23 protein-coding genes and 2 tRNA genes are annotated in these 25142 nt (G+C 68.9%); 16 read left to right on the forward strand and 9 right to left on the reverse strand.

Going from position 1 to position 25142, the window contains the following annotated elements; translation table 11 throughout:
• Positions 1-20: 20 nt before the first annotated feature.
• The 6 genes from BWI15_RS04235 (at position 21) to BWI15_RS04260 (ending at position 5162) form a co-directional block, all read left to right on the forward strand.
• Complete coding sequence (locus tag BWI15_RS04235) at positions 21-497, forward strand: ribose-5-phosphate isomerase (protein ID WP_077012965.1); 477 nt, start codon at positions 21-23, stop codon at positions 495-497.
• 150 nt (positions 498-647) lie between these two features.
• A complete protein-coding gene (locus BWI15_RS04240) occupies positions 648-1547 on the forward strand; it encodes an Fpg/Nei family DNA glycosylase (RefSeq protein ID WP_077012966.1) in 900 nt (299 codons plus the stop codon).
• A gap of 45 nt (positions 1548-1592) precedes the next feature.
• Positions 1593-2804, forward strand: coding sequence for a PP2C family protein-serine/threonine phosphatase (locus BWI15_RS04245; protein WP_077012967.1), 1212 nt, complete (start codon positions 1593-1595; stop codon positions 2802-2804).
• A gap of 207 nt (positions 2805-3011) precedes the next feature.
• Positions 3012-3959 carry a hypothetical protein gene (locus tag BWI15_RS04250; RefSeq protein WP_077012968.1) on the forward strand — a complete coding sequence of 316 codons (948 nt, stop codon included), beginning with the start codon at positions 3012-3014 and terminating at the stop codon, positions 3957-3959.
• Between the two features lies 1 nt (position 3960).
• Positions 3961-4704, forward strand: a complete 744-nt coding sequence (locus BWI15_RS38265) for a class F sortase (RefSeq protein ID WP_237771124.1) — start codon at positions 3961-3963, stop codon at positions 4702-4704.
• A gap of 26 nt (positions 4705-4730) precedes the next feature.
• The gene (locus BWI15_RS04260) at positions 4731-5162 is read left to right on the forward strand and encodes a hypothetical protein (protein ID WP_077012969.1); all 432 of its coding nucleotides are present in this window, start codon (positions 4731-4733) and stop codon (positions 5160-5162) included.
• A 75-nt stretch (positions 5163-5237) separates the two neighbouring features.
• On the opposite strand, the gene BWI15_RS04265 is transcribed toward BWI15_RS04260, so the two are convergent.
• The gene (locus BWI15_RS04265) at positions 5238-5681 is read right to left on the reverse strand and encodes a MarR family winged helix-turn-helix transcriptional regulator (RefSeq protein WP_077012970.1); all 444 of its coding nucleotides are present in this window, start codon (positions 5679-5681) and stop codon (positions 5238-5240) included.
• A 78-nt stretch (positions 5682-5759) separates the two neighbouring features.
• Here BWI15_RS04265 and BWI15_RS04270 point away from each other — a divergent pair, with 78 nt between their 5' ends.
• The 4 genes from BWI15_RS04270 (at position 5760) to BWI15_RS04285 (ending at position 8276) form a co-directional block, all read left to right on the forward strand.
• Positions 5760-5963, forward strand: a complete 204-nt coding sequence (locus tag BWI15_RS04270; protein ID WP_077012971.1) for a hypothetical protein — start codon at positions 5760-5762, stop codon at positions 5961-5963.
• A 36-nt stretch (positions 5964-5999) separates the two neighbouring features.
• Positions 6000-6437: a nitroreductase family deazaflavin-dependent oxidoreductase gene (locus BWI15_RS04275; RefSeq protein WP_077012972.1), complete on the forward strand. Its 438-nt coding sequence runs from the start codon at positions 6000-6002 to the stop codon at positions 6435-6437.
• Positions 6438-6650: 213 nt separating this feature from the next.
• On the forward strand, positions 6651-7379 hold the full coding sequence (locus tag BWI15_RS04280) for a CDP-alcohol phosphatidyltransferase family protein (protein ID WP_077012973.1): 729 nt from the start codon (positions 6651-6653) through the stop codon (positions 7377-7379).
• Between the two features lie 3 nt (positions 7380-7382).
• Positions 7383-8276: a hypothetical protein gene (locus tag BWI15_RS04285; protein ID WP_077012974.1), complete on the forward strand. Its 894-nt coding sequence runs from the start codon at positions 7383-7385 to the stop codon at positions 8274-8276.
• On the opposite strand, the gene BWI15_RS04290 is transcribed toward BWI15_RS04285, so the two are convergent.
• The 4 genes from BWI15_RS04290 to BWI15_RS04305 form a co-directional block, all read right to left on the reverse strand.
• Positions 8221-9408, reverse strand: coding sequence for an AAA family ATPase (locus BWI15_RS04290; RefSeq protein WP_077012975.1), 1188 nt, complete (start codon positions 9406-9408; stop codon positions 8221-8223). The genes BWI15_RS04285 and BWI15_RS04290 overlap by 56 nt on opposite strands.
• 383 nt (positions 9409-9791) lie before the next feature.
• Positions 9792-11687, reverse strand: coding sequence for an ABC transporter ATP-binding protein (locus tag BWI15_RS04295; RefSeq protein ID WP_193432132.1), 1896 nt, complete (start codon positions 11685-11687; stop codon positions 9792-9794).
• Positions 11684-13348: an ABC transporter ATP-binding protein gene (locus BWI15_RS04300; protein ID WP_237771125.1), complete on the reverse strand. Its 1665-nt coding sequence runs from the start codon at positions 13346-13348 to the stop codon at positions 11684-11686. The genes BWI15_RS04295 and BWI15_RS04300 overlap by 4 nt, the downstream gene beginning before the upstream one ends.
• A gap of 318 nt (positions 13349-13666) precedes the next feature.
• The gene (locus BWI15_RS04305; protein ID WP_077012977.1) at positions 13667-16423 is read right to left on the reverse strand and encodes a hypothetical protein; all 2757 of its coding nucleotides are present in this window, start codon (positions 16421-16423) and stop codon (positions 13667-13669) included.
• A 150-nt stretch (positions 16424-16573) separates the two neighbouring features.
• Here BWI15_RS04305 and BWI15_RS04310 point away from each other — a divergent pair, with 150 nt between their 5' ends.
• Positions 16574-16936, forward strand: a complete 363-nt coding sequence (locus BWI15_RS04310; RefSeq protein ID WP_077012978.1) for a hypothetical protein — start codon at positions 16574-16576, stop codon at positions 16934-16936.
• Positions 16937-17470: 534 nt separating this feature from the next.
• Here BWI15_RS04310 and BWI15_RS38660 read toward each other — a convergent pair.
• The 3 genes from BWI15_RS38660 to BWI15_RS04330 all read right to left on the reverse strand — a co-directional run bounded on the left by BWI15_RS38660 (position 17471) and on the right by BWI15_RS04330 (position 19252).
• Positions 17471-17869 (reverse strand): hypothetical protein, encoded by a 399-nt coding sequence (locus tag BWI15_RS38660; RefSeq protein WP_143465397.1) that lies wholly within the window; start codon positions 17867-17869, stop codon positions 17471-17473.
• Positions 17870-18227: 358 nt separating this feature from the next.
• The gene (locus BWI15_RS04325) at positions 18228-18725 is read right to left on the reverse strand and encodes a hypothetical protein (protein WP_143465398.1); all 498 of its coding nucleotides are present in this window, start codon (positions 18723-18725) and stop codon (positions 18228-18230) included.
• 453 nt (positions 18726-19178) lie between these two features.
• Positions 19179-19252: transfer RNA gene (locus BWI15_RS04330), tRNA-Gly, on the reverse strand.
• Between the two features lie 158 nt (positions 19253-19410).
• Here BWI15_RS04330 and BWI15_RS04335 point away from each other — a divergent pair.
• Together BWI15_RS04335 and tig are read left to right on the forward strand one after the other, a co-directional pair.
• Positions 19411-19483: transfer RNA gene (locus tag BWI15_RS04335), tRNA-Pro, on the forward strand.
• Between the two features lie 75 nt (positions 19484-19558).
• Positions 19559-20959 (forward strand): trigger factor, encoded by a 1401-nt coding sequence (gene tig / locus BWI15_RS04340; protein WP_077012982.1) that lies wholly within the window; start codon positions 19559-19561, stop codon positions 20957-20959.
• A 121-nt stretch (positions 20960-21080) separates the two neighbouring features.
• On the opposite strand, the gene BWI15_RS04345 is transcribed toward tig, so the two are convergent.
• Positions 21081-22067 (reverse strand): aldo/keto reductase, encoded by a 987-nt coding sequence (locus BWI15_RS04345; RefSeq protein ID WP_077012983.1) that lies wholly within the window; start codon positions 22065-22067, stop codon positions 21081-21083.
• Between the two features lie 203 nt (positions 22068-22270).
• On the opposite strand from BWI15_RS04345, the gene BWI15_RS04350 reads away from it, so the two are divergent.
• The 3 genes from BWI15_RS04350 (at position 22271) to clpX (ending at position 25070) form a co-directional block, all read left to right on the forward strand.
• The gene (locus BWI15_RS04350) at positions 22271-22894 is read left to right on the forward strand and encodes a ClpP family protease (RefSeq protein WP_077012984.1); all 624 of its coding nucleotides are present in this window, start codon (positions 22271-22273) and stop codon (positions 22892-22894) included.
• A gap of 32 nt (positions 22895-22926) precedes the next feature.
• The gene (locus BWI15_RS04355) at positions 22927-23538 is read left to right on the forward strand and encodes an ATP-dependent Clp protease proteolytic subunit (protein WP_077012985.1); all 612 of its coding nucleotides are present in this window, start codon (positions 22927-22929) and stop codon (positions 23536-23538) included.
• 236 nt (positions 23539-23774) lie between these two features.
• Positions 23775-25070, forward strand: coding sequence for an ATP-dependent Clp protease ATP-binding subunit ClpX (gene clpX / locus BWI15_RS04360; RefSeq protein ID WP_077012986.1), 1296 nt, complete (start codon positions 23775-23777; stop codon positions 25068-25070).
• Positions 25071-25142 lie beyond the last annotated feature (72 nt).

The following is a 25142-nucleotide window of genomic DNA, read 5'->3' on the forward strand; positions in this document are numbered from 1 at the left end:
CGGGCTGCGAGACTTCGGGCATGCGAGTGCACATCGGCTCTGACCACGCCGGCTTCGAACTGAAGAACCACCTGGTGCAGCACCTGACGGCTGCCGGGCACGACGTCGTCGACCACGGCCCGGCCGTGTACGACGCGGTGGACGACTACCCGCCGTACTGCCTGCGGACGGCCGAGGCGGTGGTCCAGGACGACGGCAGCCTGGGCGTCGTGATCGGCGGCTCCGGCAACGGCGAGCAGATCGCCGCGAACAAGGTGAAGGGGGTCCGGGCCGCGCTGGCCTGGAGCACCGAGACCGCCAAGCTCGGCCGCGAGCACAACAACGCGAACGTGATCAGCGTCGGCGCCCGGATGCACAGCACCGAGGAGTCGACCGGGTTCGTCGAGACGTTCCTGGCCACGGACTACTCCGGCGAGGACCGGCACACCCGCCGGATCGAGATGATGTCGAACTACGAGGAGACCGGCGAGCTGCCGCCGCTGCCGGAATCGTCCTGAGGCTCGGTCGGTTGTTTCTGGTGTGGTTGGTCGTCGCGCGGCCGGGACACGTCCCGGGCCCGCATCGACCGGCCGATCCCGATCACCGCGGGCGTCGGAGCACTCCGGTGCCGGCCTGAACCACCTGCTGTCGTCCCCATACGAGGAATCATGCCCGAAGGTCACACCCTGCACCGCCTGGCGAACGACGTCTGGGACGCGTTCGGCGGCCGGGTGGTGCGCGCGTCCAGCCCGCAGGGCCGGTTCGTCGACGGCGCCGCGCTGCTCGACGGCCGGGTGCTGCGGCACACCGAGGCGCACGGCAAGCACTTCCTGGCCGAGTTCGAGGGTGGCGGCTGGCTGCACATCCACCTCGGCCTGATCGGCAAGGTCGACTTCGGTACGGCGCCGATCCCCGAGCCCGTCGGGCAGGTCCGGCTGCGGCTGCAGAACGACGCGGCGTACGCCGACCTGCGCGGCGCGACGGTGTGCGAGGTGCTGACCGACGGCGAACGCGAGGCGCTGATCGCCCGGCTCGGCCCGGACCCGCTGCGCGACGACGCCGATCCCGACCTGGCGTGGAAGCGGATCCAGCGCAGCAAGCTGCCGATCGGGCAGCTGCTGATGGACCAGGAAGTGCTCAGCGGGGTCGGCAACGTCTACCGCGCCGAAGTGTTGTTCCGCGCCAAGCTGCACCCGATGACGCCCGGCCACCTGGTCAAGCGGCGGGAGTGGCAGGGCATGTGGAGCGACCTGCTCGAGCTGATGAAGTACGGCGTCGAGACCGGCCGGATCGACACCGTCGCCGACGACCACACTCCGGAGGCGATGGGCCGCGATCCGCGTCAGGACGACCACGGCGGAGAGGTCTACGTGTACCGGCGTCACGGTCAGCACTGTCACGTGTGCGACTCGGTGATCCGGACCGAGATCCTGGCCGGGCGCAACTTGTTCTGGTGCCCGAAATGTCAGCGCACCGGCCTGACCCGCAAGCCGCCGATCGCGCCCGCCAAGCCGGCTCGTCCGGCCCGGCGGCAGGCGGCGAAAAAGCCGTCGGTCAAGAAGTTGTGACGATCTGATGCGCGGACTGCTCGGTGCCGTTATCTTCTTCTCACCATGAGCGGTGGCAGCGGTTTCGCTGGCGTGCGACGGGCCGGCCTGCGGGCGGCTCGGTCGCTGGTCCGGCGCGCGCGAAAATCGCAGACCCTGACGCTGATCGCGCTGATCGCGGTCACCGCCGCGGTCACCGCGCTGGCGCTGGCGCTACCGTCTTTGATCCCCACCGCGGCGCTGACCATCCCGTTGCTGCTGGGCGGAATGCTGCTGCGGTTCCGGCCGCTGGTGGTGCTGACCTTCATCGCGTTGGTGCTCGGCTCGTTCGTGATGTCCGGGCGCGCCGACGGACTGCCGAAGATCGGCTTCGTGGTGACGCTCGGCGTGGTCGGCTGGATCGTGCTGACCGGTGCGAAGGTGCGCAGCCGGCTCGGCGTCCAGGGCAGCCGCGGCGAGTCGATGCTGATCGAGCTGCGCGACATCCTGACCGCCCAGGGCGAGCTGCCCCGGCTGCCGTCGGGCTGGCTGGCCGAGGCGTCGATCCGGTCGGCCGGGGGCCAGTCGTTCTCGGGTGACTTCGTGGTCGCGGCGACCCGCGGCGAGGACCAGCTCGAGGTCGCGCTCGTCGATGTGTCCGGCAAGGGAATCGATGCCGGAACCCGCGCCCTGCTGCTGTCCGGAGCCTTCGGCGGGCTGCTCGGCGTCGTACCGGTCGAGGAGTTTTTGCCGGCCGCCAACCACTACCTGCGCCGGCAGGACTGGGACGACGACTTCGCGACCGTCGTGCACGTGGCGGTCGACCTGCGCACCGGCGACTTCGAGGTCCGGACGGCGGGACATCCGCCGGCCATCCAGTTCGACGCGTGGTCCGGGCGCTGGGCGACCCGCGACTCCGACGGCCCGCTGCTCGGCCTGGTCGAGAAGCCGGAGTTCGCCGTGAACAAGGGCCAGCTCAAACTCGGCGACGCGCTGTTCCTCTACAGCGACGGCATGGTCGAGACCCCGCGCCGCGACATCGGCCTGGGCACCGACCGCCTGGCCGGGCATGCCGAGCGCCTGGTCGCGCACGGTTTCAAGGGCGCGGCGGAGGAGTTGGTGGTCGAGATCGGCGGGCCCGGTGACGATTCCGCGATCGTGGTGATCCACCGCCAGACCCATCCCTCGGAGCTGCCCGGCACCTGTACGCCGCCCCGCGCGGCGCAGTCGGGCACGACCCGGCGCAGCCCTCACGCCGTACTGCGGCAAGCGCTGGCCGGAAGGTCGCGACCGGCCTGAATCGCGGTCCGGAGCGGCGCCGGCGGACGGGTGCGGAAGGCTGCCGGGTGCATCCGGAAGGTTGCCGGGCGCATCCATTTGTCACCGGTAGTTATTGACTCGTGCGCCGAAAGCGTCATACTGCAAAGACCTGCGAGTGCCGACTGCTTGTGATCGGCAACCATCTCGCGCTGCTGGGGGACTTCTTCTGCTGGGGACGGGACGACCATGGGTTCAACTGGGGTTCGTGCGCGGACCGCGAGCGCTGTCGCGGCGGCCGGAGCACTGTCACTGCTGCTGGGGGCGGCCGCGCTGGTCGCGGCTCCTTCCGCCTCGGCCGGCCAGGCGGGTGGTGCCGTGGCCCAGGCCGATCCGCCGGGCAACAACGGCACGATCAAGATCGAGGGCGTCGACATCCAGAGCGGTCCGCCGGACAACAACCCGCACCAGGGCTGCTCGTTCACCGTCGAGTTCTACAACTACGACGAGGGCGCGAACCTGCAGGCCGAGGTCGAGTTCGCCGACCAGGCTCCGACCAGTGACGGTGGAGTGCAGGTGGTCTCGGGCGACCAGTCGCTGTTCATCGGTGGGGATCCGGCGGGTGGCGGCAACGACCTGGACGCCAAGGAGACCTACACGCTGAAGTTCACCGGGCAGCCGCATCCGCAGCAGGGCTACCACGTGAAGATCACCGTGCACGCCGACGGGTCGCAGGGCAACGACACCAAGCACAAGGTGTTCTGGGTCGAGGGCTGCGGCACTCCGCCCACCACGCCGCCGACGACCCCGCCCACCACGCCGCCCACGACACCTCCGACGACGCCGCCGACCACTCCGCCGACGACGCCCCCGACGACTCCGCCGACGGACGAGCCGAGCACGCCGCCGACCCTCCCGCCGGGTACGCCGACGACGGACACCCCGAGTGTGCCGCCGAGCGACGAGCCGAGCGTTCCGGAGACGAGCACCAGCACGCCGGCCGACGACACGACCACCGACGCGCCGAGCCCCGGCGTACCGACGGAAATCGACGCCGGTCTGTCCGGTGGCTCCTCGGACGGCGGTGGTGGCGGTCCGTTCGGCCTCCTCGGCGGCGTACTGATCGCGGCCGGTGGTGTGATGCTGGCCGGCGGAACCGCGCTGGCACTGCGCCGACGCGGGAAGCACAGCCTCTGACGTGAGCACCGGCAGACGTCGCGGCCGGCCCGCCCCTCTTCGCAGGGGTGGGCTGGTCGCGGTCGCCGGTCTGCTGATCTTCGGCGCCGGCGCCTACGTCCAGTTCGGCCCGAACCGCGCCGACGCCGATCGAGCGACCACGGCTGACAGAACTGGCGGGATCTGCGTTCCGGTCTCGGACGACGCAACCTGCGCGGGAGCGAACCTAGGGCCCGAGGCGAGCGTCAGCAGCCGTCCGGAGACTCCCAGCACGCCTGGCACCAGCAAGAAGCCGTCGCCTCGTCCGTCCGCGAAGGCGGTGCCGGCCCGGCCTGGGCGGCCAAGCCGGATCTCGGTCGGCCAGCTCGGCATCACGGCTCCGGTCGTGCCGATCGCGGCGAACGGGGGAGAGCTCACGCCGCCGTCCAACCCGTCGACGGTGGGCTGGTGGTCGCAGGGCGCACAGCCCGGAGCGGCGCGCGGGTCGGCGGTGATCACCGGGCACACGGTGCACGACGGTGGTGGTGCGTTCGACGATCTCGAGAAGGTGCGGACCGGGTCGGTCGTCACCGTGACCACGGCCCGCGGCGTGCTGCGCTACCAGGTCACCAGCGTCACGACGTACCGGAAACGGACGCTCGCGGCGGCCGCGGGCAAGCTGTTCGACCAGGGCGTCGCCGGTCGGCTGGTGCTGGTGACCTGCGAGGACTGGAACGGCGAGGTTTACCTCAGCAACGTGGTCGTGGTGGCCCGGCGGATCGCGTAACCTGCACCCTCGTGACGGTCGATGGGATGAGCGCGGACCGGAGCGCGCCGGACGTGTCGTTCGAAGAGCTGGTGGCGCTGATGCCGGAGTCGGTGCGTGAGGTGTTCCCGCCGGCGCGCTGGAAGCTCGGCAAGCTGTGGGCGCTGGATCTGCGCACCGAGCCGGTCGAGGTGGCCGACCTGGTTTGGATCTTCGACCTGCCGTTGTGGCAGCTGAACGGCGAGCGGTTCAAGGTGACGCCGCACCAGGTCGCCGAGACGCCGATGAACTTCCGCGACCACTACCAGCGGGTGATGGACGCCGACCTCGACTTCCCGATCCACCTGGTCGCCTACCGCGGCCGGCTGGTCGTGCTGGACGGCGTGCACCGGTTGCTCAAGGCCCATTTCCTGCGCCGCCGATGGATCGAGGGCAAGATCGCGACCGCGGCCCAGCTGCAGGAGTGCGCCGGTCCCTGAGCGGCAGCCGTCGTCGGCCTTGAATCGCAGCCCGTCCGGCGTCGTCGGCCGGTGCGGCAGTTCGCCGTACGGCGGTCAGGTGGTCGCGGCGGCGATGACCCGGGTGAGGTTCTTGTGCAGGGCCTCGAGCTCCTCGAGGGTCATGCCCAGGCGGTCGATGATCGCCGGGGGAATCTTGAGCGCCTCGGTGCGCAGCTCGCGACCGGTCGCGGTGAGCTCGACGGCCAGTGACCGCTCGTCGCGGGGATCCCGGGCGCGGGTCAAGTAACCGGCCGCCTCCAGCCGCTTGAGCAGGGGCGACAGCGTGCCGGGATCGAGCTGGAGCAGGTTGCTCAGCTGCTTCACCGACAGCGGCGATTCCTCCCACAGCGCGAGCATCACCAGGTACTGCGGGTGGGTGAGGCCCATCGGCTCCAGCAGTGGACGGTACAGCGCGATCACGCTGCGGGACGCGACCGCCAGCGCGAAACAGACCTGACGGTCCAGCGCGAGCAGGTCGGTCTCTTCGGTCTGCGACACGGTTGTCCTCCTTCGAACATCGTCTACACTAACACTTGGGACACAAACTATTGCCACACCAATCATCTGGAGCGCGTGATGAGCAGCAAGAACGAAGGGCTGAGCCTCTTCTACCGGATCCGCTGGCGGCTGACCTGGTTGCTGCTGCACGTGGCCGGCCCGGCGACCCTGCCGGACGCGCAGGACCCGCGCCGGCGGATGGAGCGTCAGCGCGCCGCCAAGGTCGCCGCGGCCCGCCGGGCCCGGGAGCGTGCGGCGGAGGGTGACGTCAACGCCCGGTGAACGATTGGTCACCAGCGGCTGGTTAGCATCGGTGACATGTCATCCCAGAGTGAATATGCCCCGAGTCCGACCGACTGGGTCCGCACCGCCGTCGACAAGATTGAGGCCACCGGAACCACCGAGTCGGCCGGCTTCAACGGCATGGGCGTCGTGCTCATGACCATGATCGGCAACAAGACCGGCAAGATCCGCAAGGTCCCGGTGATGCGGGTCGAGCACGACGGGGTCTACGCCGTCGTCGCCTCGCTCGGCGGCGCCCCGAAGAACCCGGTCTGGTACTACAACCTCAAGGCCGACCCGAACGTGAAGTTGCAGGACGGCACCGAGACCAAGGAGTACGTCGCCCGCGAGCTCGAGGGCGAGGAGTACGACCTGTGGTGGCAGCGCTCCGTCGCGGCGTACCCGGACTACGCGGAGTACCAGAAGAAGACCACGCGGAAGATCCCGCAGTTGGTGCTGGAGCCGAAGGCCTGATCCGGCTCGGCTGCGTCGCGGTCCGCCCGGAGCCGCCGGCGGCCTTCGTGGGCCGCCGGTGAGCCGGGCCGCCCGGTAAAGTCCGTGCTCAGATCGGCCGCCGAAGCCGATCCGGTGTCCGGTCCGGCTCGGAGTTTGTGAGACGCTGAAGCAGATAGTCCGACGCGTGGCGTCGACCGAGTTCTGGGAGTTCTGCTGACCACACACGACGCGGTGCGCGAACCTTTCGTCGGCTCGACGCGGCTGCGGCTGGCCGGTCTGGCACTGCACGCCTACACCGCGAGCGGCACCGTGCTCGCGCTGCTGATCGTGATCGCCGCCGTCGACGGCGACGCCGTCCGGGCGCTCTGGCTCGGCCTGGCCGCGCTGGTGATCGACGGCACCGACGGGATGCTGGCCCGCCGGCTGCGGGTCAAGGAGACGATCCCGTGGTTCGACGGCGCGATGCTGGACAACATCGTCGACTACCTGACCTACGCCTTCGCCCCGATCGTGCTGCTGTGGACCGGCGGATACCTGCCGTCCGGCAGCTGGGGCGCGGTGCTGGCGGCGTTGCCGTTGCTCGCCTCGAGCTACCAGTTCTGCCGGGTCGACGCGAAGACCGACGACCACTTCTTCCTCGGCTTCCCCAGCTACTGGAACGTGGTCGCCTTCTACGTGGTGATCCTCGGCCTCAGCCCGGCCGTGACCGGCGTGATCCTGGTGACCTGCTCGATCCTGGTCTTCGTCCCGGTCAAGTACGTCTACCCGTCCCGGACCAAGGTCTTCCGGTCGATGAACCTGCTGACCACCGCGATCTGGCTCGGCTCGTACGCCGTACTGCTGACGCAGATGCCCGACCCGCACCCGGCGGTGGTCGCGATCTCGCTGGCCTACCTGGTGTACTACGGCGGCTTGAGCCTCTACCTCACCTTCTGGGCGCCTCGACGCAAGGCAGTCTGAGTCGTGCTGCTCGGTCTGGGAGCCGCACTCGGGGCAGCCGTCCTGTTCGGCGTCGCGGCGATCCTGCAGGCCGTCGGATCCCGCAAGGTGCCGACCGGGTCCGAACTGGATCCACGCCGGCTGGCTTCGTTCGTGGTCGCGTTGCTCAAGCAGCCGGCGTTCCTGGCTGCTCTCGTCCTGAACCTGGCCGGCTTCGGGCTGCACTTCGTGGCGCTGCGGCTGTTGCCGCTCTACCTCGCGCAGGCGGGGATCGCGGCCAGCCTGGTCGTCACGGCGTTGCTCGCGACGCGTTTGATGAGTGACCAGCTGTCGGCGGTCGAGTGGTCCGCGGTCGTCGCGGTGTGCGTCGGTCTCGGCGCGCTCGCCGTCTCCGCCGGGCACGCGGGGGACAGTGCGCGGCACCACGGCCTGACCGTCGGGATCGTCGTCGGGCTGGTCGCGATCGCCGTCCTCGGAGGAATCGCCAGCCGATCGCAGCACGCCAGTGCGACCGCCTTGCTCGGCCTGCTCGCCGGTCTCGGGTACGCCGGGGTCGCGATTTCGGCGCGGTTGCTGGAGGACGGCTCGCTCGGAGACTTGTTGAGCGGCGTCACGACGTACACGCTGCCGTTGAGTGGCGGGCTCGCTTTCGTGTTGTACTCGCTGGCGCTGCAGCGCGGTTCGGTGACGTTGGCGACGACGCCGATGATCGCGCTGCAGACCATCACGCCGGCGGCCGTCGGCGTTTTTGTGCTCGGCGACGCGGTCCGCTCCGGCTGGTCCGCCGGGGCGGTCGGCGGGTTCGTGCTGACCGCGATCGGTGCTCTGGTGCTGGTCCGGTTCGAGTCGGTCAAGGAGCCGGTCAGCGAGACGGCCACTTCCACGGAGGTTCGTCCAGCGGGCCCTGACCGGCGATAGCGGTCTGGCCGAACTCCTTCACCAGCTCGATCGTGCGCAGGTCCTGACCGGACTCGCCGGCACCGGCCTGCAGCGCGGCGAGGAACGGGCGGGAGTGCGTCACGAGGATCACCTGGGTCTCCTTCGCCGCGGTGACGACGAGATCGGCCAAGGCCGGCAGGAGATCGGGGTGCAGGCTGGTCTCGGGCTCGTTGAGGACGAGGAGCTCGGGCGGTCGTGGGGTGAGCAGCGCGGCGACCCAGAGCAGGTAGCGCAGCGTTCCGTCGGACAGCTCCGCGGCGGCCAGTGGGCGGAGCAGCCCGTGCTGGCGGAAGGTGAGCTCGAACCGGCCGGTGCCGGTCTCGACGGCGACCGAGCTGCCGGGAAAGGCCTGCTCGATCGCGTGATCGAGGGCGCCGGCGTCGCCGATCTCCCTGATCGTCTGCAGCGCAGCGGCCAGATGGGCGCCTTCAGCATCGAGCACGGGCGTCCGCGTCCCGATCCGCGCCTGCCGGGCCGGGGCGTCGACATCGGTCCGCAGATGGTCGTAGAACCGCCACCCTCGGAGCCGCTCGCGCACCGTCATCAACTCCGGCGCCCGCCGCGGATCGGCGAACTCGCTCAACATGCTGTCGAACGTCTGCAGCCCGCCGCCACCGTCCTCCCAGTCACCGGCCGCGCCGCGGATGCGAACGCTCGCGTTCTTCCGGTCCACCAGCAACGTCGCAGGACGGAAGAACGGTCCTGCCCAGAGCGCCTCACGCTTGATCTCCGGATCCAGCCCGAACGCGCTCGGCGGCGGCCCGGACGGCACCGGCAGCCCGAAGTCCACGGCGTACCCGTAGTCGTTCGAGGCGAACCCCATCCGCAGACTCACTGGCCCCGACCGCACCGTCCCCTGTACCGGGTATTCACCCCGCCGTACCGACTTGCCCAGCTGATCGGGCCCGGCCCACAAGGTGCTCTGCAGCCCACCTTCCCGGGCAAGCGCCGCCACCGCGCCGTTGCGCGAAGCATCCGCCAGCAACCGCAAGGCCCGGTACAAGCTGGACTTTCCACTTCCGTTCGCCCCCGTCACCACGGTCACCCGCCCCAACGGCACCACCACCCGCCGCAACGACCGATAACTCTCCACCGCCACCGTGGTCAACATCCCGCCACGCTACAAACCCCCACCGACAACCCGCTGCCCGCCGTCGCCTCGAGCCTCGTTCGACCGTGGAGCCCGACCGCCACGACCGATCAAGCAACTCGCCGGTGGTGGCCCGCAGCGTGCGTAGACGGCGCTGGGTGGGTTTGGCCGCGGTTGATCGGTGGTGGACGTCGGCGCCACCCCGCGGACGAGGTGATCGACGCTGCGGGACTGGCGGCACCTGTTTGTTGCTGAAGGCAAGGAGTGGTGACCGGTGCCGCTGGCAGGAGAGCGTGGGGACGAGTCGACGAGGCTCGGCACGCCTGAGACTTGGTACGGCCGGGAGATGGAGCGGGGCCCCTTTCACCCCAAGGTGAAAAGGGCCCCGCAACGACCGTTTCCGGTCAGGCCAGGGAGTCCTCCCAGGCCTGGTGGAGGCCGGCGTAGTGGCCTCCGTCGGTGATCAGGACGTCGGGACTGCCGTCCTCGATGATGCGGCCGTGTTCGAGCACGATGACCCGGTCGGCGGTCTCGACGGTGGACAGCCGGTGGGCGATCACGATCGCGGTCCGGTCGGCGAGGATCGTGCGCAGCGCGCGCTGGATCAGCCGCTCGCTGGGGATGTCGAGGCTGGAGGTCGCCTCGTCCAGGATCAGCACCGCCGGGTCGGCCAGGAACGCCCGGGCGAAGGCGACCAGCTGCCGCTGACCGGCCGACAACCGGCTGCCGCGCTTCTCGACGGCGGTCTCGTAGCCGTCGGGCAGCCGGACGATGAACTCATGCGCGCCGATCACCTTGGCCGCCTCGACGATCTCGTCCATCGTCGCGTCCGGTTTGCCGAACCGGATGTTGTCGGCGACCGTGCCGGTGAACAGGAAGTTCTCCTGGGTCACCATCACCACCCGCTCGCGCAGGTCGTCCTCGGTGAGCTTGCGCAGGTCGATCCCGTCCAGCACGACCTGACCACCGGTCGGGTCGTAGAACCGGGCGACCAGCTTGGCGATCGTGGTCTTGCCCGCGCCCGTCGTACCGACCAGGGCCAAGGTCTGCCCGGCCGGGACGTCCAGGTCGAGCCCGGGCAGCACCGCCACCCCGTCGACGTAGTTGAACTTCACGTTCCGCAGCTCCAGATGACCCCGCGCGTGCTGGGCCGGCTTGGCCGGCTCCTTCGGCTCGGGTACGTCGGGAGTCTCGTTGAGTACGCCGGACAGCTTCTCCAGCGCCGCGCTCGCGGACAGGAACGTGTTGTAGAACTGCGAGATGTCCTGAAGCGGCTCGAAGAACTGCCGCAGGTAGAGCAGGAACGCGGTCAGGACGCCGACCGTGACGTGCCCGTGGTAGGCCTGCCAGCCGCCGTAGGCCAGGATCGCCACGATCGTGATGTTGCCGACGCCCTTGATCGAGGGCATGAAGATCGCGTTGATCCGGAACGACTCCAGGTTCGCCTCCCGGTAGCGGTCGTTCACCCCGTGGAAGATCTGCTCGTTGCGCGGCTCGCGGCGGAACGCCTGGACCGCGCGGATCCCGGTCATCGACTCGACGAAGTGCACGATCACCAGCGCGACGGCTTCCCGGCTGCGCCGGTAGACCAGCTGCGAGCGGCGCCGGAACCAGGCGGTCAGGAAGAACAGCACCGGGAACGACAGCAGCGCGAGCAGCCCGAGCTTCACGTCCAGCGTGAGCAGCAGCACCGCCGTACCGACCAGGGTCAGCAGTGCCGTCACCAGACCGTCGAACCCGGTCTCCAGCATCTCGTCGATGACGTCCACGTCGGAGGTCAGCCGGGAGATCACCCGGCCCGACGTGTACCGGTCGTGGAACGACGGGCTGAGCCGCTGGAAGTGGTCGAACACCCGCCGGCGCAGCCCGAGCAGGATCGTCTGGCCGAGCCGGCCCGCTCGCATCAGGAACAGCTGGCGGGCGAACGCCTGGATCAGCGCCGACGCGAGCACCGCGACGACCACGGTGATCAGCGTCTGGTTGCCCTCGCCGGCCAGGATCGGCGGGATGCCCTTGTCGATGCCGAGGTGCACCAGGTACGGCACCGCGAGCCGGGCCGCGTTCTCCACCACGACGATCGCGACGAGCAGCCAGATCATCTTCTTGTACGGGCGCAGCAGCTCGCCGAGCAGCTTGCGTGACTGCGCCTTGAGCCGCAGGGTCGTGGCCCGGGACAACTCGTCGTCGGACTCCTCGGCGTACCCGCGCCAGGACTCCTCCCGGTCGATCACCTGCGCGTCGTGCCGGGACCCTGGTTCGTCGTCCGAGGGTGGCGGAGGTGTTTGCTGAGTCGTCGTCATGCGTGCACCTCCTCCTCTTCGGCTGCGAGTAGCTGCCTGTATGCCGGAACAGTTGCCAGCAGCTCGGCGTGGGTTCCGACGTGGGTGATCGTGCCGCCCTCCAGCAGCGCGACCTGGTCGGCCAGCATCACCGTCGACGCCCGGTGCGCCACCACGATGCCGGTGGTCGCGGAGAGCACGTTGCGCAGCGCCTCCTCGACCAGGGCCTCGGTGTGCACGTCCAACGCGGACAGGGTGTCGTCGAGCACCAGTACGGCGGGCTTGGCGAGCACCGCCCGAGCCAGCGCCAGTCGTTGCCGCTGGCCACCGGACAGCGACATGCCCTGCTCGCCGACCCGGGTGTCCAGACCCCAGGGCAGGTCGTTGGCGAAGGTGGCCTGCGCGATCTCCAGGGCCTGCTGGACGTCGGCGTCCGTGGCGTCCGGCCGGCCGAGCGTGATGTTCTCCCGGACCGACATCGAGAACAGCGTCGGGTCGTCGAAGGCCGAGGCGACCGCGCTGCGCAGGGACTTCAGGTCGAGATCCCGGACGTCGTGCCCGTCGATGGTGATCCGGCCACCGGTCACGTCGTACAGGCGGGGGACCAGCGCGGTGAGCGTGGTCTTGCCCGACCCGGTGGCGCCGACCAGGGCCAGCGTCGTACCGGGGGCGAGATCGAGGTTGATGTCGTGCAGGACGTCGGCCGACTCCGGCGAGAACCGGAAGCTGACGTTCTCGAAGCGCAGGTGACCGCGGGGGTTCACCAGCTGCTCCGGGCCGGACTCGATCGACGACTTGGTGTCGAGGATCTCGCTGATCCGGTCCGCCGACGTCATCGCCTCCTGTGCCATCGCGAGGATCGTGCCGAGCGACTCGACCGGCCAGATCAGCGACAGCATCAGCGTGATGAACGCGACCAGCGTGCCCAGGGTGATCGACTCCCGGCCGACCGCGAGCGCGCCGAGCAGCAGCACGATCACCAGCGTCAGGTTCGGGATCACTTCCAGGAACGTCCAGAACCGCGACGCCAGCCGGACCTTCTCCACCGAGGTGCCGTAGAGCTTGACCGCGCCGTCGTCGAACTGCTTCTTCACGTGCTCGCGCCGGCCGAACGCCTTGATCACCCGGAAACCGAGCGCGGACTCCTCGATCCGGGTGGCCAGGTCGCCCTGCTGGTCCTGGACCCGGCGCGAGATGGCCAGGTACTTCTTCTCGAACTTCAGCGACACCACGATGATCGGCACCGCGGCGATCAGCACGACCACGCCGAGCGGCCAGTACAGCCGCAGCAGCAGGATCGTGACGACCACCAGTTGCAGGATGTTGATCACCAGGAACAGCAGGCCGAAGCCCATGAACCGGCGGATCGTCGACAGGTCGACGGTCACCCGGGACAGCAGCTGACCGCTCTGCCAGCGGTTGTGGAACTCCATCGGCAGGGACTGCAGCCGGACGTACAGGTCGTGCCGCAGGGTCGCTTCGAGATCGCTGACCGCGCGGGACTGGGCCCAGCGGCGCATCCAGACCAGCAGGACCTCGCTGATGCTGAGCCCGAGGGCGAGAAAGGCGAGCGGGACCAGCAGGTCGAGCTCGCGGCGGGTGACCGGGCCGTCGATGATGGCCCGGGTGACGAGGGGAACGCTCAGGCTGACGCCGACACCGAGAATGGCCGTGGAGAACATGATCGCCAGGCGCTTGCGGTGTGGCCGGAGGTAGGGCCTCAGCCGCCACAGGTTTCGGCTGCGGGCGGGGGCTCGGGTGGTAGGGGCTGCGATCGAGGGCGCTTGGTCAGGTTGCTCTGAGGGCATCTGGAGGGGCGCACTTCCCAACATGCTCGGCCAGTGAGTGGGTTGCGACCGGAAAACGGCGCGATTTCCAGTATCACTCAGTGCTCAGCGCTTGTCCCCGGAATTCCATTCCTCGGTGATGTAACTGCCGCTTCCTGCAATGACCGGACCCCGCCACCGGGCGGTGACGGGGCTCACAGTCATTACGCTTCGTTATGGGGAGACCCGGAGAAATGCGATCCCGTCGACGGTCGCCGGGGCCGCCGAGGTCGACACGATCCGGACGTCCCCGGTCCGGTACGGCGTGACCGGCAGGTACGTGACCTTCCGGGTCGGGGTCGCCGCCGTCAGCGGGACCGAGGCGATCTTGACGCCCGCGTGGTAGACGTCGACCGAGCCCTGGCCGGGCCCGTTCAGCGTGACCAGGGCGATCCGGACGCCCGACTCGCCGGTCTTGGTCAACGCCGCGCCCTGGGCGTTCAGCGTCGACGTCGTGCCCTGGAAGGCGAGCGTGTTGCTGCCGCGGGTGACCGAACCGGTCGAGGTCAGCGCCCGGTCGTCCTGCGGGTACACCGAGCAGGTCTGCGGCGACCAGGCCGACATGTTGCCGATCACGTCGCGGGCCCGGACCATGAAACAGCGCTCCGAGCCGGCGTTCGCACCCCAGGCCACTGAGGTGTCCTGCAGCGTCTGCCAGGCCGCCGGGTAGACCCAGGCGCCGAGCGGCTGGCCGGGCGCCGCGCCGCGGTAGGCGATGTCGTACGCGACCGGCTCGAGGTTGTCGGTGAAGGAGTAGCGGTACGTCTGCGCGGGCGTCAGGACCACTCGGTCGCCCGGCCGGCTGCTCACGTGGGTCGGAGCGGTGCCGTCGGTCTCACTGCAGTACGACGTGCTCCAAGCGCTCAGGTTCTGCGCCTTGTCCCGGGAGCGGACCTGCCAGCAGGTGTCGACGCCGGGGTTGCCGGTCAGGCTGACCTCGGTGGTCCCGATGCCCTGCCAGCCGGCGATCTCCTGCCAGGCGCCGTACGGCGAGGTCGGGGTCGGGCGCTGCTGGAACCGGACGTCGTAGTTGAGGATGCCGGTCGCCGGCTCGTACGGGTCGTCGGCCGGGTCGGTGAACGACCAGTTGAACGTCGAGGTGGTGAAGTCGCGGATCCGGTCGCCGGCGCTCGCGGTGGTGAGCACCGGGGGAGTCTGGTCGGTGCGGTGCTGCGGATCGGGTTTGAGCCAGCTCAGCGTGATCACGCGCGGACGGGCGTCCGGGGCGGCGTACACGATCTTGGGGCCGCCGGAGCCGTCGACGCGGAACGTTGCCTGCTGCAACCGTCCGAGCGCTGGGCCGTAGCGGCGCTGGCCGAGGGCCGGGTCGTTGAGGTCGGTGACGAGGAGGTCCTTGGTGGACAGGCCGTTGGTGTCCGTGCCGTCGACGAGCTGGACGACGAAACCGTTGCCGAGCTGCGCGTTCGCCGCGACGGTGAGACTGCGCGGGGGCTCCGGGCCGGTCACGTCGATGACCTGATTGCCTCCGGTGCAGCCGGTGAGCAGGGCCCAGCGGCCGTTGACCGCGTTCGGGCCGACGGTGCAGCCGCTCGCGACGGTGATCGTCTTGCTGGTCCCGGCGGTGACGTCCTGGCCCTGGAGCACGCCGGGCTCGGTGACCTTCCAGGTGGTGCTGCCCGCGAGCGCGAACGGCGGTGCGAGATCGGCGACCTTCGCCTTGGTGGCGACGTCGTGGATCGCACCGTTGTGCGCGACGAGCTTGCCGCCCTTGCCGAGCACGACGTCATCGGCGGCGGGGAAGGTCAGGTCGCCGACGCGGGCTGTCGCGGCGTCGAAGGTGAGCAGCGTGGACCCTTCGAGCTGGAACGGCTTGCCGGAGTTGCTGCCGCCGGTCGCGGTCCAGGCGGCGCCGTTGTTGCTCGTCTCGTACAAGGTGTGGGCGGGCTGCTGGTCGGACGTGACCAGGCGGTCGCCCGACAGGCCGACGTACTGGACCTGGGCTGCGAACGGCGGAGTCGCTTTCACGGTTTGCAGTACGCCGTCGGTGCCGACCGAGGCGATCTTGCTCTGGGCGCTGACCAGGAGCCGGCCGGTGGTGAGATCGGCCGCGTCGTGCACACCGGTGACGAACGGGCGGGTGACGGTGCCTGCTCCGGTGACCTTGACCAGTTCGGTGCCGATCCGGACGGCGACGTCGTCGCCGAGCGGGAGGATCGGTTCGCCGTACGGGACCTGAATCGTGCCGGTGGCCGTCGTGGTGCGCTGCTTCCAGGCCAGCGACCTCGTGGTTGTTGTCGCCGCGGTCTGCCAAATCACGCGGTTCGGCGTGAGCTGGGCCCAGGAGGGGTTGGCGGTCAGGGTGGTGACCGCGGTGGCCGCTCCGGTCGCGATGTCGATCACCGCGATCCGGCCGGACATCCCGACCAGAAGGGCGGTGTCGGAGCTGTCCAGGATCGATGGTGCTCCGGCGGCGCCGGTGACGACCTTCTCGGTGTTGCCGACCGCTCGCAGGTAGATCGTCGAGCCGCGCCGGATCAGCAGGCCGCCGGGGTACACGCCCTGGTAGACGGCGTCCGCCGGCACGGTCACCTGGCTGGTCGCGTCGGTCACGAGATCGCGGAAGGTGACCACGCCCGAGCCGATCTGGACGGCGTACTTGCCCAGCAGCATCGGCGCGGCGTCCGGCTGCGTGGGTGACCTGCCGATCGTTCTCGCGGTAGCTCCCGTGCTGGTGCTCTGCACCTCCCACGGCTCGGGCGAGCGGTCGTCGGGCTGCCCGTACGACGTCACGTAGTACTGGCTCGTGACCGCCCGCAGCCTGTACGGCGGGTCGGCGACCGATCTGCTGCCCACGGGCTGCCCCTCGCCCAGATGCGGCGGCGGCTCGGCGGCCACCACCTGAGTTGCGCCGACCGGCAGCAGAACCATGGCCATTCCGAGCGCGATCGCCCGTGCGCGGACCTTGATCACCGAAAACCCCCTCGACGGTGCGTGACCGTCTTCCCCACGTCGAAGGGGTGGACGTTAATCGGTTTCCGAGCGAGACGGAAGGCATGGTCCGGGCATCGGACGACGGCTTGGGGATGGGGTGCAGGAGCTTGGGGTGGGCATACTCGGCCGATGATCCTCCGCTGCGAAGCCGTCCGCTGGGTCGGCGACGATCCGATTCCGGGGCTGGTCGAGGTCGCGTTCACCGACGCCGAGGGGACGCGGCACGTGCTGATCGACAAGCCGCCCGTCTTCAGCGGCGCCAATGGGCTCGGACCAGGTACGGCGTACCCGGTGGCCGTGGGGCTCGACTGCGAGGTGTTGCGGGTCGACGAGGAGGCGGTCGTCATCACCACCGAACGCCCGTGGGGCGTCGAGACCGCGGACGGCCGCACCGAGTTCCGGGTCGGAGCCGACCAGCTAGGCGACATTGTTGCCCCCGGCAAGAACCGCGGCGTCGGGCGGTCGAGAGGCTCATCGGCTGGTCCGGCATGACGTAGCGCGGCTCCGGCCGCGATCGGTCCACTCTTCTCATTCGAAGCCCGCCGTACCCAGGTATCGCGGTGGCGACCCGGAGTGATGTCGGTCCTGACGGGCCGCGCCAGATACGGGTGGAGGTGTGGTCCGAGGGAGGGCCGCAGGAGTTGCGGTTCGTCCATGAGACCGCTCTGAGCATCGGCGGCCACGAGGTCTTGGTCGGCAACGAGGACAGCGGAGAACTGACCGAGCTGGCACTCACGCAAGGCGACTACCCGCTACAGGTCTGGGTCGACGCCGACGCTCCGGCCCTCGTGTCGCGGGTGGTATTTCTGCTCGGCGCTGGCCGGGGTGTGCGAAGGCCCAGGTCGGTCTGACCTGGGCCTTTGCGGGTGGAGCGGGTGACGAGAATCGAACTCGCGCAGCGAGTTCGGAAGTGCGGCTGCCCGCCCGCATGGCGCCTCCACGCCTGAAACCGACCCCCCGCAACACAGCGTGTGTGACGGCCAGCGACCACCGCTTAGGGAACGAACAGCTTGGTGGCTTCCGGAATCATTCGGTGGATGGTTCCTGGCCACTCAACCGAGCAGCCCTGTCCTCGGCCCGTGCCATGCGCACACTCCACAGGCCAAGCGTCGGCACCAGCAGGATGCCAATGACGGCAACAATTCGAATCGGCCACTCGGGTCTGACCGTCAGGACCCAGACCAAGGTGACGATCACCGCCAGACCGCTGATGCCAAGGATCGCGGCGCTGGCCATGACTCGGTGTCTCGTCCAACGTGTCGGCGCGGGCGGATTCCGCACGAGCTTGTAGAGGATGACTCCGGAGACGATCGCCCCGAGCGCGGGCGAGAGTGCTGCCCGCGGACCATCCGTCACAAGAAAGCCGACGGCCGATGCACCGAGGATGAGCACGGCGATCCCGAGGACGATCTGTCGGCTTTTCACGACCGAATGCTAGGTGGCTAGTACGCCTACATCTGCCCCGTCCCCCTGATAGCTGCCAAACCCAAGCCAGCGACCATGGGGGCGGGGCTGACCGTGTCCGGGGCCGCACAAGCGAAAGGCCCGGGGCCGAGGATCTTGCCTCTGACCTGGGCCTTCACGCACCGAGCGGGTGGCGAGAATCGAACTCGCGTAGCCAGGTCGGAAGTGCGGCCGACCGCCTGCAGGGAGCGAGCCTCTACGCCGGGAAGTCATTCCCGCAACCCCCGTGAGTGACCGCGAACAACCGCCGATTGGGGCACGTAGAGGGCACGACACCCACGCCTGCCGTCGTCCCCTGATAGTTGCGAGACCAAGGCCGTTACGGCGTAACCGTGATCTGCTGCGCGATCTCGACCACCCTGTCGGGGCCAATCAGTGCGTCGTGCGTCGATCCCGGCGGCAACTGAGCACCTGAGAACACGAATACCTGAGTTCCGTTCGGTCGGACGAGCCGAACTGCGGAGTCGCGGATGAAGGCTGTGGATCCGTCCGCCAGTGTGCGGACCTCTGAACAGCGGTGCTGTGGCGGCGCGTCCATTCCGTCACAGACAGTTGGCACGCGCTCGTTGCCGGTGGCGACCTCGACAGTCAGATCGACCGAGTTGGTCGCGGAGCCGGCGGGATAGCTCCAGGACGCTCCCGCCCAAAGCCAGCCCGCTGGTGTGCCGTCCATGTTCAGGCGTTGAGCGTCGCCACGCACAGCGCCGGGTGTCCGCGTGATCTCCGATGCGACTTGCGTGAACTGCGCTGCCAGCGCCTGAGACCGGGCGGTCGACACAATTTGGCCGCTGGGCACAGAACCCTTCGGTGTCGACATGCGCCCAGCGTCGCGCCACTCACAGGCCCGTGACAAGTCGCCAGACCTGCCCGTCCCCCTGACAGCTGCAAACCCAGGTCAGCGCGGGCGCATGTCAAGTGGCGAGCTTGCTTGATCCCGCAGGGACGCCGACGGCGCGCCCTTGACCCATCAGAGCCGAACTCGGCAGAGAGCTACAGGAGCCGGGGGGTGTAGCCGTGGTCGACCAGGTGCTTGTAGGCCTGCTCGACCTCGGACGGCATCGGCTGCGGGCTCGCGAATCCCGGGGGGAACGAGGATGTTGAACGGGAAACGAAGTCCGGGGATGGGGGCACGCCGGATGACGAGGACGGGGCCGCTGGAGTCCTGGTGCCGGTGCCTTGGGGCACGTGGAGGGCACGCCGCCCGAAACCGGCCTGAGCATGACGAAGGCCCCTGGCCCCAGAATCCCTCTGGCCAGGGGCCTTTCGGCTGTGGAGCGGGTGACGAGAATCGAACTCGCGTAGCCAGTTTGGAAGACTGGGGCTCTACCATTGAGCTACACCCGCGGACGTCGCTGAAACAGCGGCGCTCGGACATGATTCCACATCCGGCTGGCGGGCTCAAAACGGGTTCGGTGAGCGGGGTGGAACGGGTCGCTAGAGTGGCTAGGACGGGGTGGGGGCGCGAGCATGGGTCTGCGTCCACTAGACTCGTTCGGTCACTGCGGGGCGTAGCGTAGTGGCTAGCGCGCCTGCTTTGGGAGCAGGAGACCGCAGGTTCGAGTCCTGTCGCCCCGACAAACCCCTGCAGTACCTGCGGTGTGGCCTGTCCGGGCGTGCCGCGATCGTCATCGACCAAGGAGAACCGCCACCGTGAAGAGCACCGTCGAGTCCTTGAGCCCGACCAAGGTCAAGCTCATCGTCGAGGTGCCGTTCGAGGAGCTCAAGCCGAGCCTCGACGCGGCGTACAAGAGCATCGGTCAGCAGATCGTCGTGCCGGGCTTCCGCAAGGGCAAGATCCCGCCGCAGGTGATCGACCAGCGGGTCGGTCGTGGACCGGTGCTCGAAGAGGCGATCAACGACGCGCTGCCGAAGCTGTACTCGCAGGCCGTCCAGGACAACCAGGTCAAGGCGATCGGCCGGCCCGAGGTCGACGTGACCGAGTTCAACGACAAGGAGAGCCTGCAGTTCTCCGCCGAGGTCGAGGTCCGCCCGGAGATCGAGCTGCCGGACCTGACCGGTCTCGAGGCCAGCGTCGACGACATCGCGATCTCCGACGAGGAGATCGACGAGCAGATCGAGTCGCTGCGGCAGCGGTTCGGCTCGCTGAACCCGGTCGAGCGCCCGGTCGGCGACAACGACTACATCACCCTCGACCTGTCGGCCACCAAGGACGGCGAGAAGATCGAGGAGGCGCAGGCCACCGGCCTGTCGTACCAGGTCGGCAGCGGTCAGCTGCTCGACGGCCTGGACGAGGCCGTGCTCGGCCTGAACGCCGGTGAGTCCAAGACCTTCGTCACCCAGCTGGTCGGCGGCGCGCTCAAGGGCGAGGACGTCGACGTCGAGGTGACCGTGACGGCGGTCAAGGAGCAGGAGCTGCCGGAGTTCGACGACGACTTCGCCCAGACCGCGTCGGAGTTCGACACCGCCGAGGAGCTGAAGGCCGACGTCCGGACCCGGCTGGAGCGCGGCAAGCGGCTCGAGCAGGCCGGCGACGCGCGCGACGCCGTGCTGGAGAAGATCCTGACCCTGGTCGAGGTGCCGGTGCCGGACGGTCTGCTGACCGATGAGGTCGCCGCCCGCCGGGAGAACCTGGACCAGCAGCTCGGCTACTCCGGGATGACCTTCGAGCAGTTCCTCGAGGGCGAGGAGCAGACCCAGGAAGAGTTCGACGAGGACCTGAAGAAGCGTTCCGCGGACGCGATCAAGGCCCAGTTCGTGCTGGACCTGGTCGCCGAGCAGCAGGGTCTGAGCGTCAACGACCAGGAGCTGACCGAGCACATCGTCCGGCACGCGCAGCGTTCCGGCGTCAGCCCGGACCAGTTCGCCCAGCACGCGGTCGAGAACAACCTCGTGCCGAGCCTGGTGTCCGAGGTCGTCCGCGGCAAGGCGCTGGCCTACCTGGTCGAGAACGCCAAGGTCACCGACGCCTCCGGCAACGAGGTCGAGCTGAAGACGCTGCTGCCGGACGGCTCGTACGCCGACCCGGAGGCCGCCGAGACGACCGAGGCCGCCGCCGAGGAGACCCCGGCCGAGGAGCCTGCGAAGGCCTGACGCACCCGAAGCACCGCCGACGCCCCGGAATCCCTGCGATCCGGGGCGTCGGTGCGTTCAGGGCGCGACGACCGTACGGCGTACCGACGCGGCACGCGCCCGCGCGGTACGCCGTACGAGCTCAGCCGGCCCGATCGAGGCGTTCCCGCTGCTCCGGGCTGAGCTCCAGATCGACAGCCCCGAGGCTCTCCTCCAGTTGCGTCACCGATGACGCGCCGACGAGCGGGATGATCGGCAGCTCGCCGCCCATCAGCCACGCCAGCACCACCTGATTGGCCGTCGCGCCCGTCTCCCGGACCACCTCGTCCAGCACGATTCGCCGCGCCCGCGTCCCGGCATGGTCGTACAGCTCGCCCAACGGCCGATCAGCGCGCACGTACGCCCCACTCAGCAGCGGCGTGTAGGCGACCAGCGCCAGCCCCGGCTCAGCGCGCAGATAGCTCAGCAGTTGCCCGTCGGTGACCCCGATGCTCCCGTCCCGCGAGCGCAGTCCCGCTTGGTCGGTCCGCGCCCGGAAGTACGTGTGGTGATGCTGCAGCACCTCACAGCCAGGCAGACCCAACCGAGCCGCGATCGACCTGGCTCGCTCGAACTGCCATGCCCAATAGTTGCTCAATCCAACCAGTCCGACCGTGCCCTCGGCGGCCAGCGTGCCGAACGCCTCCACCTGGTCCTCCAGCGGCACCGCGGGATCGGGAACGTGGGCGTAGTAGACGTCGATCCGGTCGCGGCCCAGGTTGTCCAGGCTGCGTTCCGCCGACTCCTTGATCACCTTCGGGGCCAGTCCTTCGAGGTCCTCGGTGAGTTGCTTGGCCGGTCGCGGCGGCCGTCCACCCACCTTGGTCGCGATCGTGAGCTCGTCGCCCAGGCCGCGGCTACGCAGCCAGCGGCCGAGCAGTTGCTCGCTCTCGCCGCCCTGCGTGCCGTTGACCCAGAACGCGTAGTTGTTGGCGGTGTCGACGAACGTGCCGCCCGCCTCGACGTACCGGTCGAGGATCGCGTACGACGTCGCCTCGTCGGTGGTGGTGCCCATCAGCATGGCGCCGAGCGCGAGTTGGCTCACCCGGCGGCTGCGGGCCGGGTCGGTTCCCAGTGTCAGATAACGCATGTCGCCAGCACACCGGCTAGACCTCGCTCTAGGTCAACCCCGACACGGACCGCGACAGCCCGCGTACGCCGTACTCACGGACCGCCGCGACGCCGTACCGGCGTACCGGTTGCGGATTCGCTCAGGGCGGAGGAGGTGCGCCGTGAGCGAACACCTGCCCACCGGCCTTAGCTCTGTCGCCGTCGCCCAGTAATGTCGGCTTCGTGAACGAGACATTTGCAGCCAGCCCCACCGCCGCGGGCGGCAACGGATCCGGCGGACTCGACGACCACATCTACCAGCGCCTGCTCAGCAACCGGATCATCTTCCTGGGGTCCGAGGTTCGCGACGACAACGCGAACGCGATCTGCGCTCAGATGCTGCTCCTCAACGCCGAGGACCCCAACAAGGACATCTGGCTGTACATCAACTCGCCGGGTGGTTCGGTGGACTCCGGCATGGCGATCTACGACACCATGCAGTGGATCTCGAACGACGTCGCGACGGTCGGCATGGGCCTGGCCGCGTCGATGGGACAGTTCCTGCTCTGCGCCGGCGCGAAGAACAAGCGCTTCGCCCTGCCGCACGCGCGGATCATGATGCACCAGCCGTCCGGCGGCATGGGTGGTACGGCCTCCGACATCAAGATCCAGGCGCAGCAGTCGCTGCACATCAAGGCGCAGCTGTTCAAGCTGATCGCCGAGCACACCGGCCAGCCGCTGGAGCAGGTCGAGACCGACGCCGACCGGGACCGCTGGTTCACCGCGGACCAGGCCAAGGAGTACGGCTTCATCGACCACGTCGTGGCCAGCGCCGCCCAGCTCACCAGCGGCAGCCCGAACTCCTGATCTCCCACTTCCTTCGTTAGGACTGGATACACATGAACTACTTCATCCCGCAGTGGGAGGAGCGCACGTCGTACGGCATGCGCCGGGTCGACCCCTACACCAAGCTGTTCGAGGAGCGCACGATCTTCCTCGGCACTCCGATCACCGACGAGATCGCGAACGCCGTGATGGCACAGCTGCTGTGCCTGGAGTCGATGGACGCCGATCGCGACATCAGCATCTACATCAACTCCCCGGGCGGCTCGTTCACGGCGCTGACCGCGATCTACGACACGATCCGCTACATCAAGTCCGACGTGCAGACGGTCTGCCTCGGCCAGGCGGCCTCGGCCGCGGCCGTGCTGCTCGCCGCCGGTACGCCGGGTAAGCGGATGGCCCTGCCGAACAGCCGGATCATCATCCACCAGCCGGCCACCGAGGGCACCTACGGCCAGTCCAGCGACATCGAGATCCAGGCGAACGAGATCCTGCGCCTGCGCTCGCTGCTGGAGAAGATGCTCAGCGACGCCAGCGGCAAGGACATCGAAGAGGTGTCCCGCGACATCGAGCGCGACAAGTTCCTGACCGCCGAGCAGGCCGTGCAGTACGGCCTGATCGACTCGGTCCTGGAGTCGCGCAAGACCCCGGTGCCGATCGGCGCCTGACCCGGTCGGTGGCCCGCCGACGGCCCCGGTGTGCGCACCGGGGCCGCGGTTGCGCCGTAGGATCCGGCGGACGGCTCGTCAAGGGCCTCCCGTTCGCCACAGGCGTACTCGCGACGCTGTGGACAGGGCAGCGGTTCGGCCCGGGGCGGGGTACCGTCGGAACAAGGTCCGAGACGGCGAACAGTTTTCAGGGTCGCTCGGCCGGCCTCAGCTAGTGAGAGAAGGGATCTGTCCCGGTGGCACGCATAGGTGACGGCGGCGACCTGCTCAAGTGCTCGTTCTGCGGGAAGAGCCAGAAGCAGGTCAAGAAGCTCATCGCCGGTCCCGGCGTCTACATCTGCGACGAATGCATCGATCTCTGCAACGAGATCATCGAGGAGGAGCTGAACGAGGGCTCCGAGGTCGGTCTGACGGAACTGCCCAAGCCCCGTGAGATCTACGACTTCCTCAACGCGTACGTCGTCGGACAGGACGTTGCCAAGAAGGCGCTGGCGGTTGCGGTCTACAACCACTACAAGCGCGTCCGCGACGGCCAGGGCAGCGCGACTGCCGGCCGGCACGCGAAGGACGAGGCCGTCGAGCTGGCCAAGTCGAACATCCTGCTGATCGGCCCGACCGGGTGCGGCAAGACCTACCTGGCCCAGACGCTCGCCCGGATGCTGAACGTTCCGTTCGCCATCGCGGACGCGACCGCCCTGACCGAGGCCGGGTACGTCGGCGAGGACGTCGAGAACATTCTGCTGAAGCTGATCCAGGCGGCCGACTACGACGTCAAGAAGGCCGAGACCGGGATCATCTACATCGACGAGGTCGACAAGATCGCTCGCAAGAGCGAGAACCCGTCGATCACCCGGGACGTGTCTGGTGAGGGCGTCCAGCAGGCGTTGCTGAAGATCCTGGAAGGTACGACGGCCTCGGTGCCGCCGCAGGGTGGCCGTAAGCACCCGCACCAGGAGTTCATCCAGATCGACACCACCAACGTGCTGTTCATCGTCGGTGGCGCGTTCGCGGGTCTGGAGCACATGGTCGAGCAGCGGGTCGGCAAGAAGACCCTCGGCTTCAGCATGAGCAACGAGGCCGAGGCGCCGCGCGAAGCCGGTGGCTACGCCGACGTGATGCCCGAGGACCTGCTGAAGTTCGGGCTGATCCCCGAGTTCATCGGCCGGCTCCCGGTGATCACCACCGTCTCGCCGCTGGACCGGGACGCGCTGATCAAGATCCTGTCGGAGCCGAAGAACGCGCTGGTCAAGCAGTACCGGCGGTTGTTCGAGATCGACAACGTCGAGCTCGAGTTCAGCGAGGACGCGGTCGAGGCGATCGCCGACCAGGCGCTGCTGCGCGGCACCGGTGCTCGTGGTCTGCGCGCGATCATGGAAGAAGTCCTGCTCAACGTGATGTACGAGGTGCCGAGCCGCGAGGACGTCGCCAAGGTCGTCGTCACCGGCGAGGTCGTGCTGGAGAACGTCAACCCGACACTGATCCCGCGCGACCAGATCGAGCGCAAGCGCGAACGGCGCGAGAAGACCGCCTGAGCTGGGTTGTTCGTTCGGCCGGAGGCGGGTGTCCGCTGCGAGGCGGATGCCGGCCTCAGCCTTTTGGTGGAC

The sequence above is a fragment of the Kribbella sp. ALI-6-A genome, from assembly GCF_001984195.1.
GTDB lineage: Bacteria > Actinomycetota > Actinomycetes > Propionibacteriales > Kribbellaceae > Kribbella.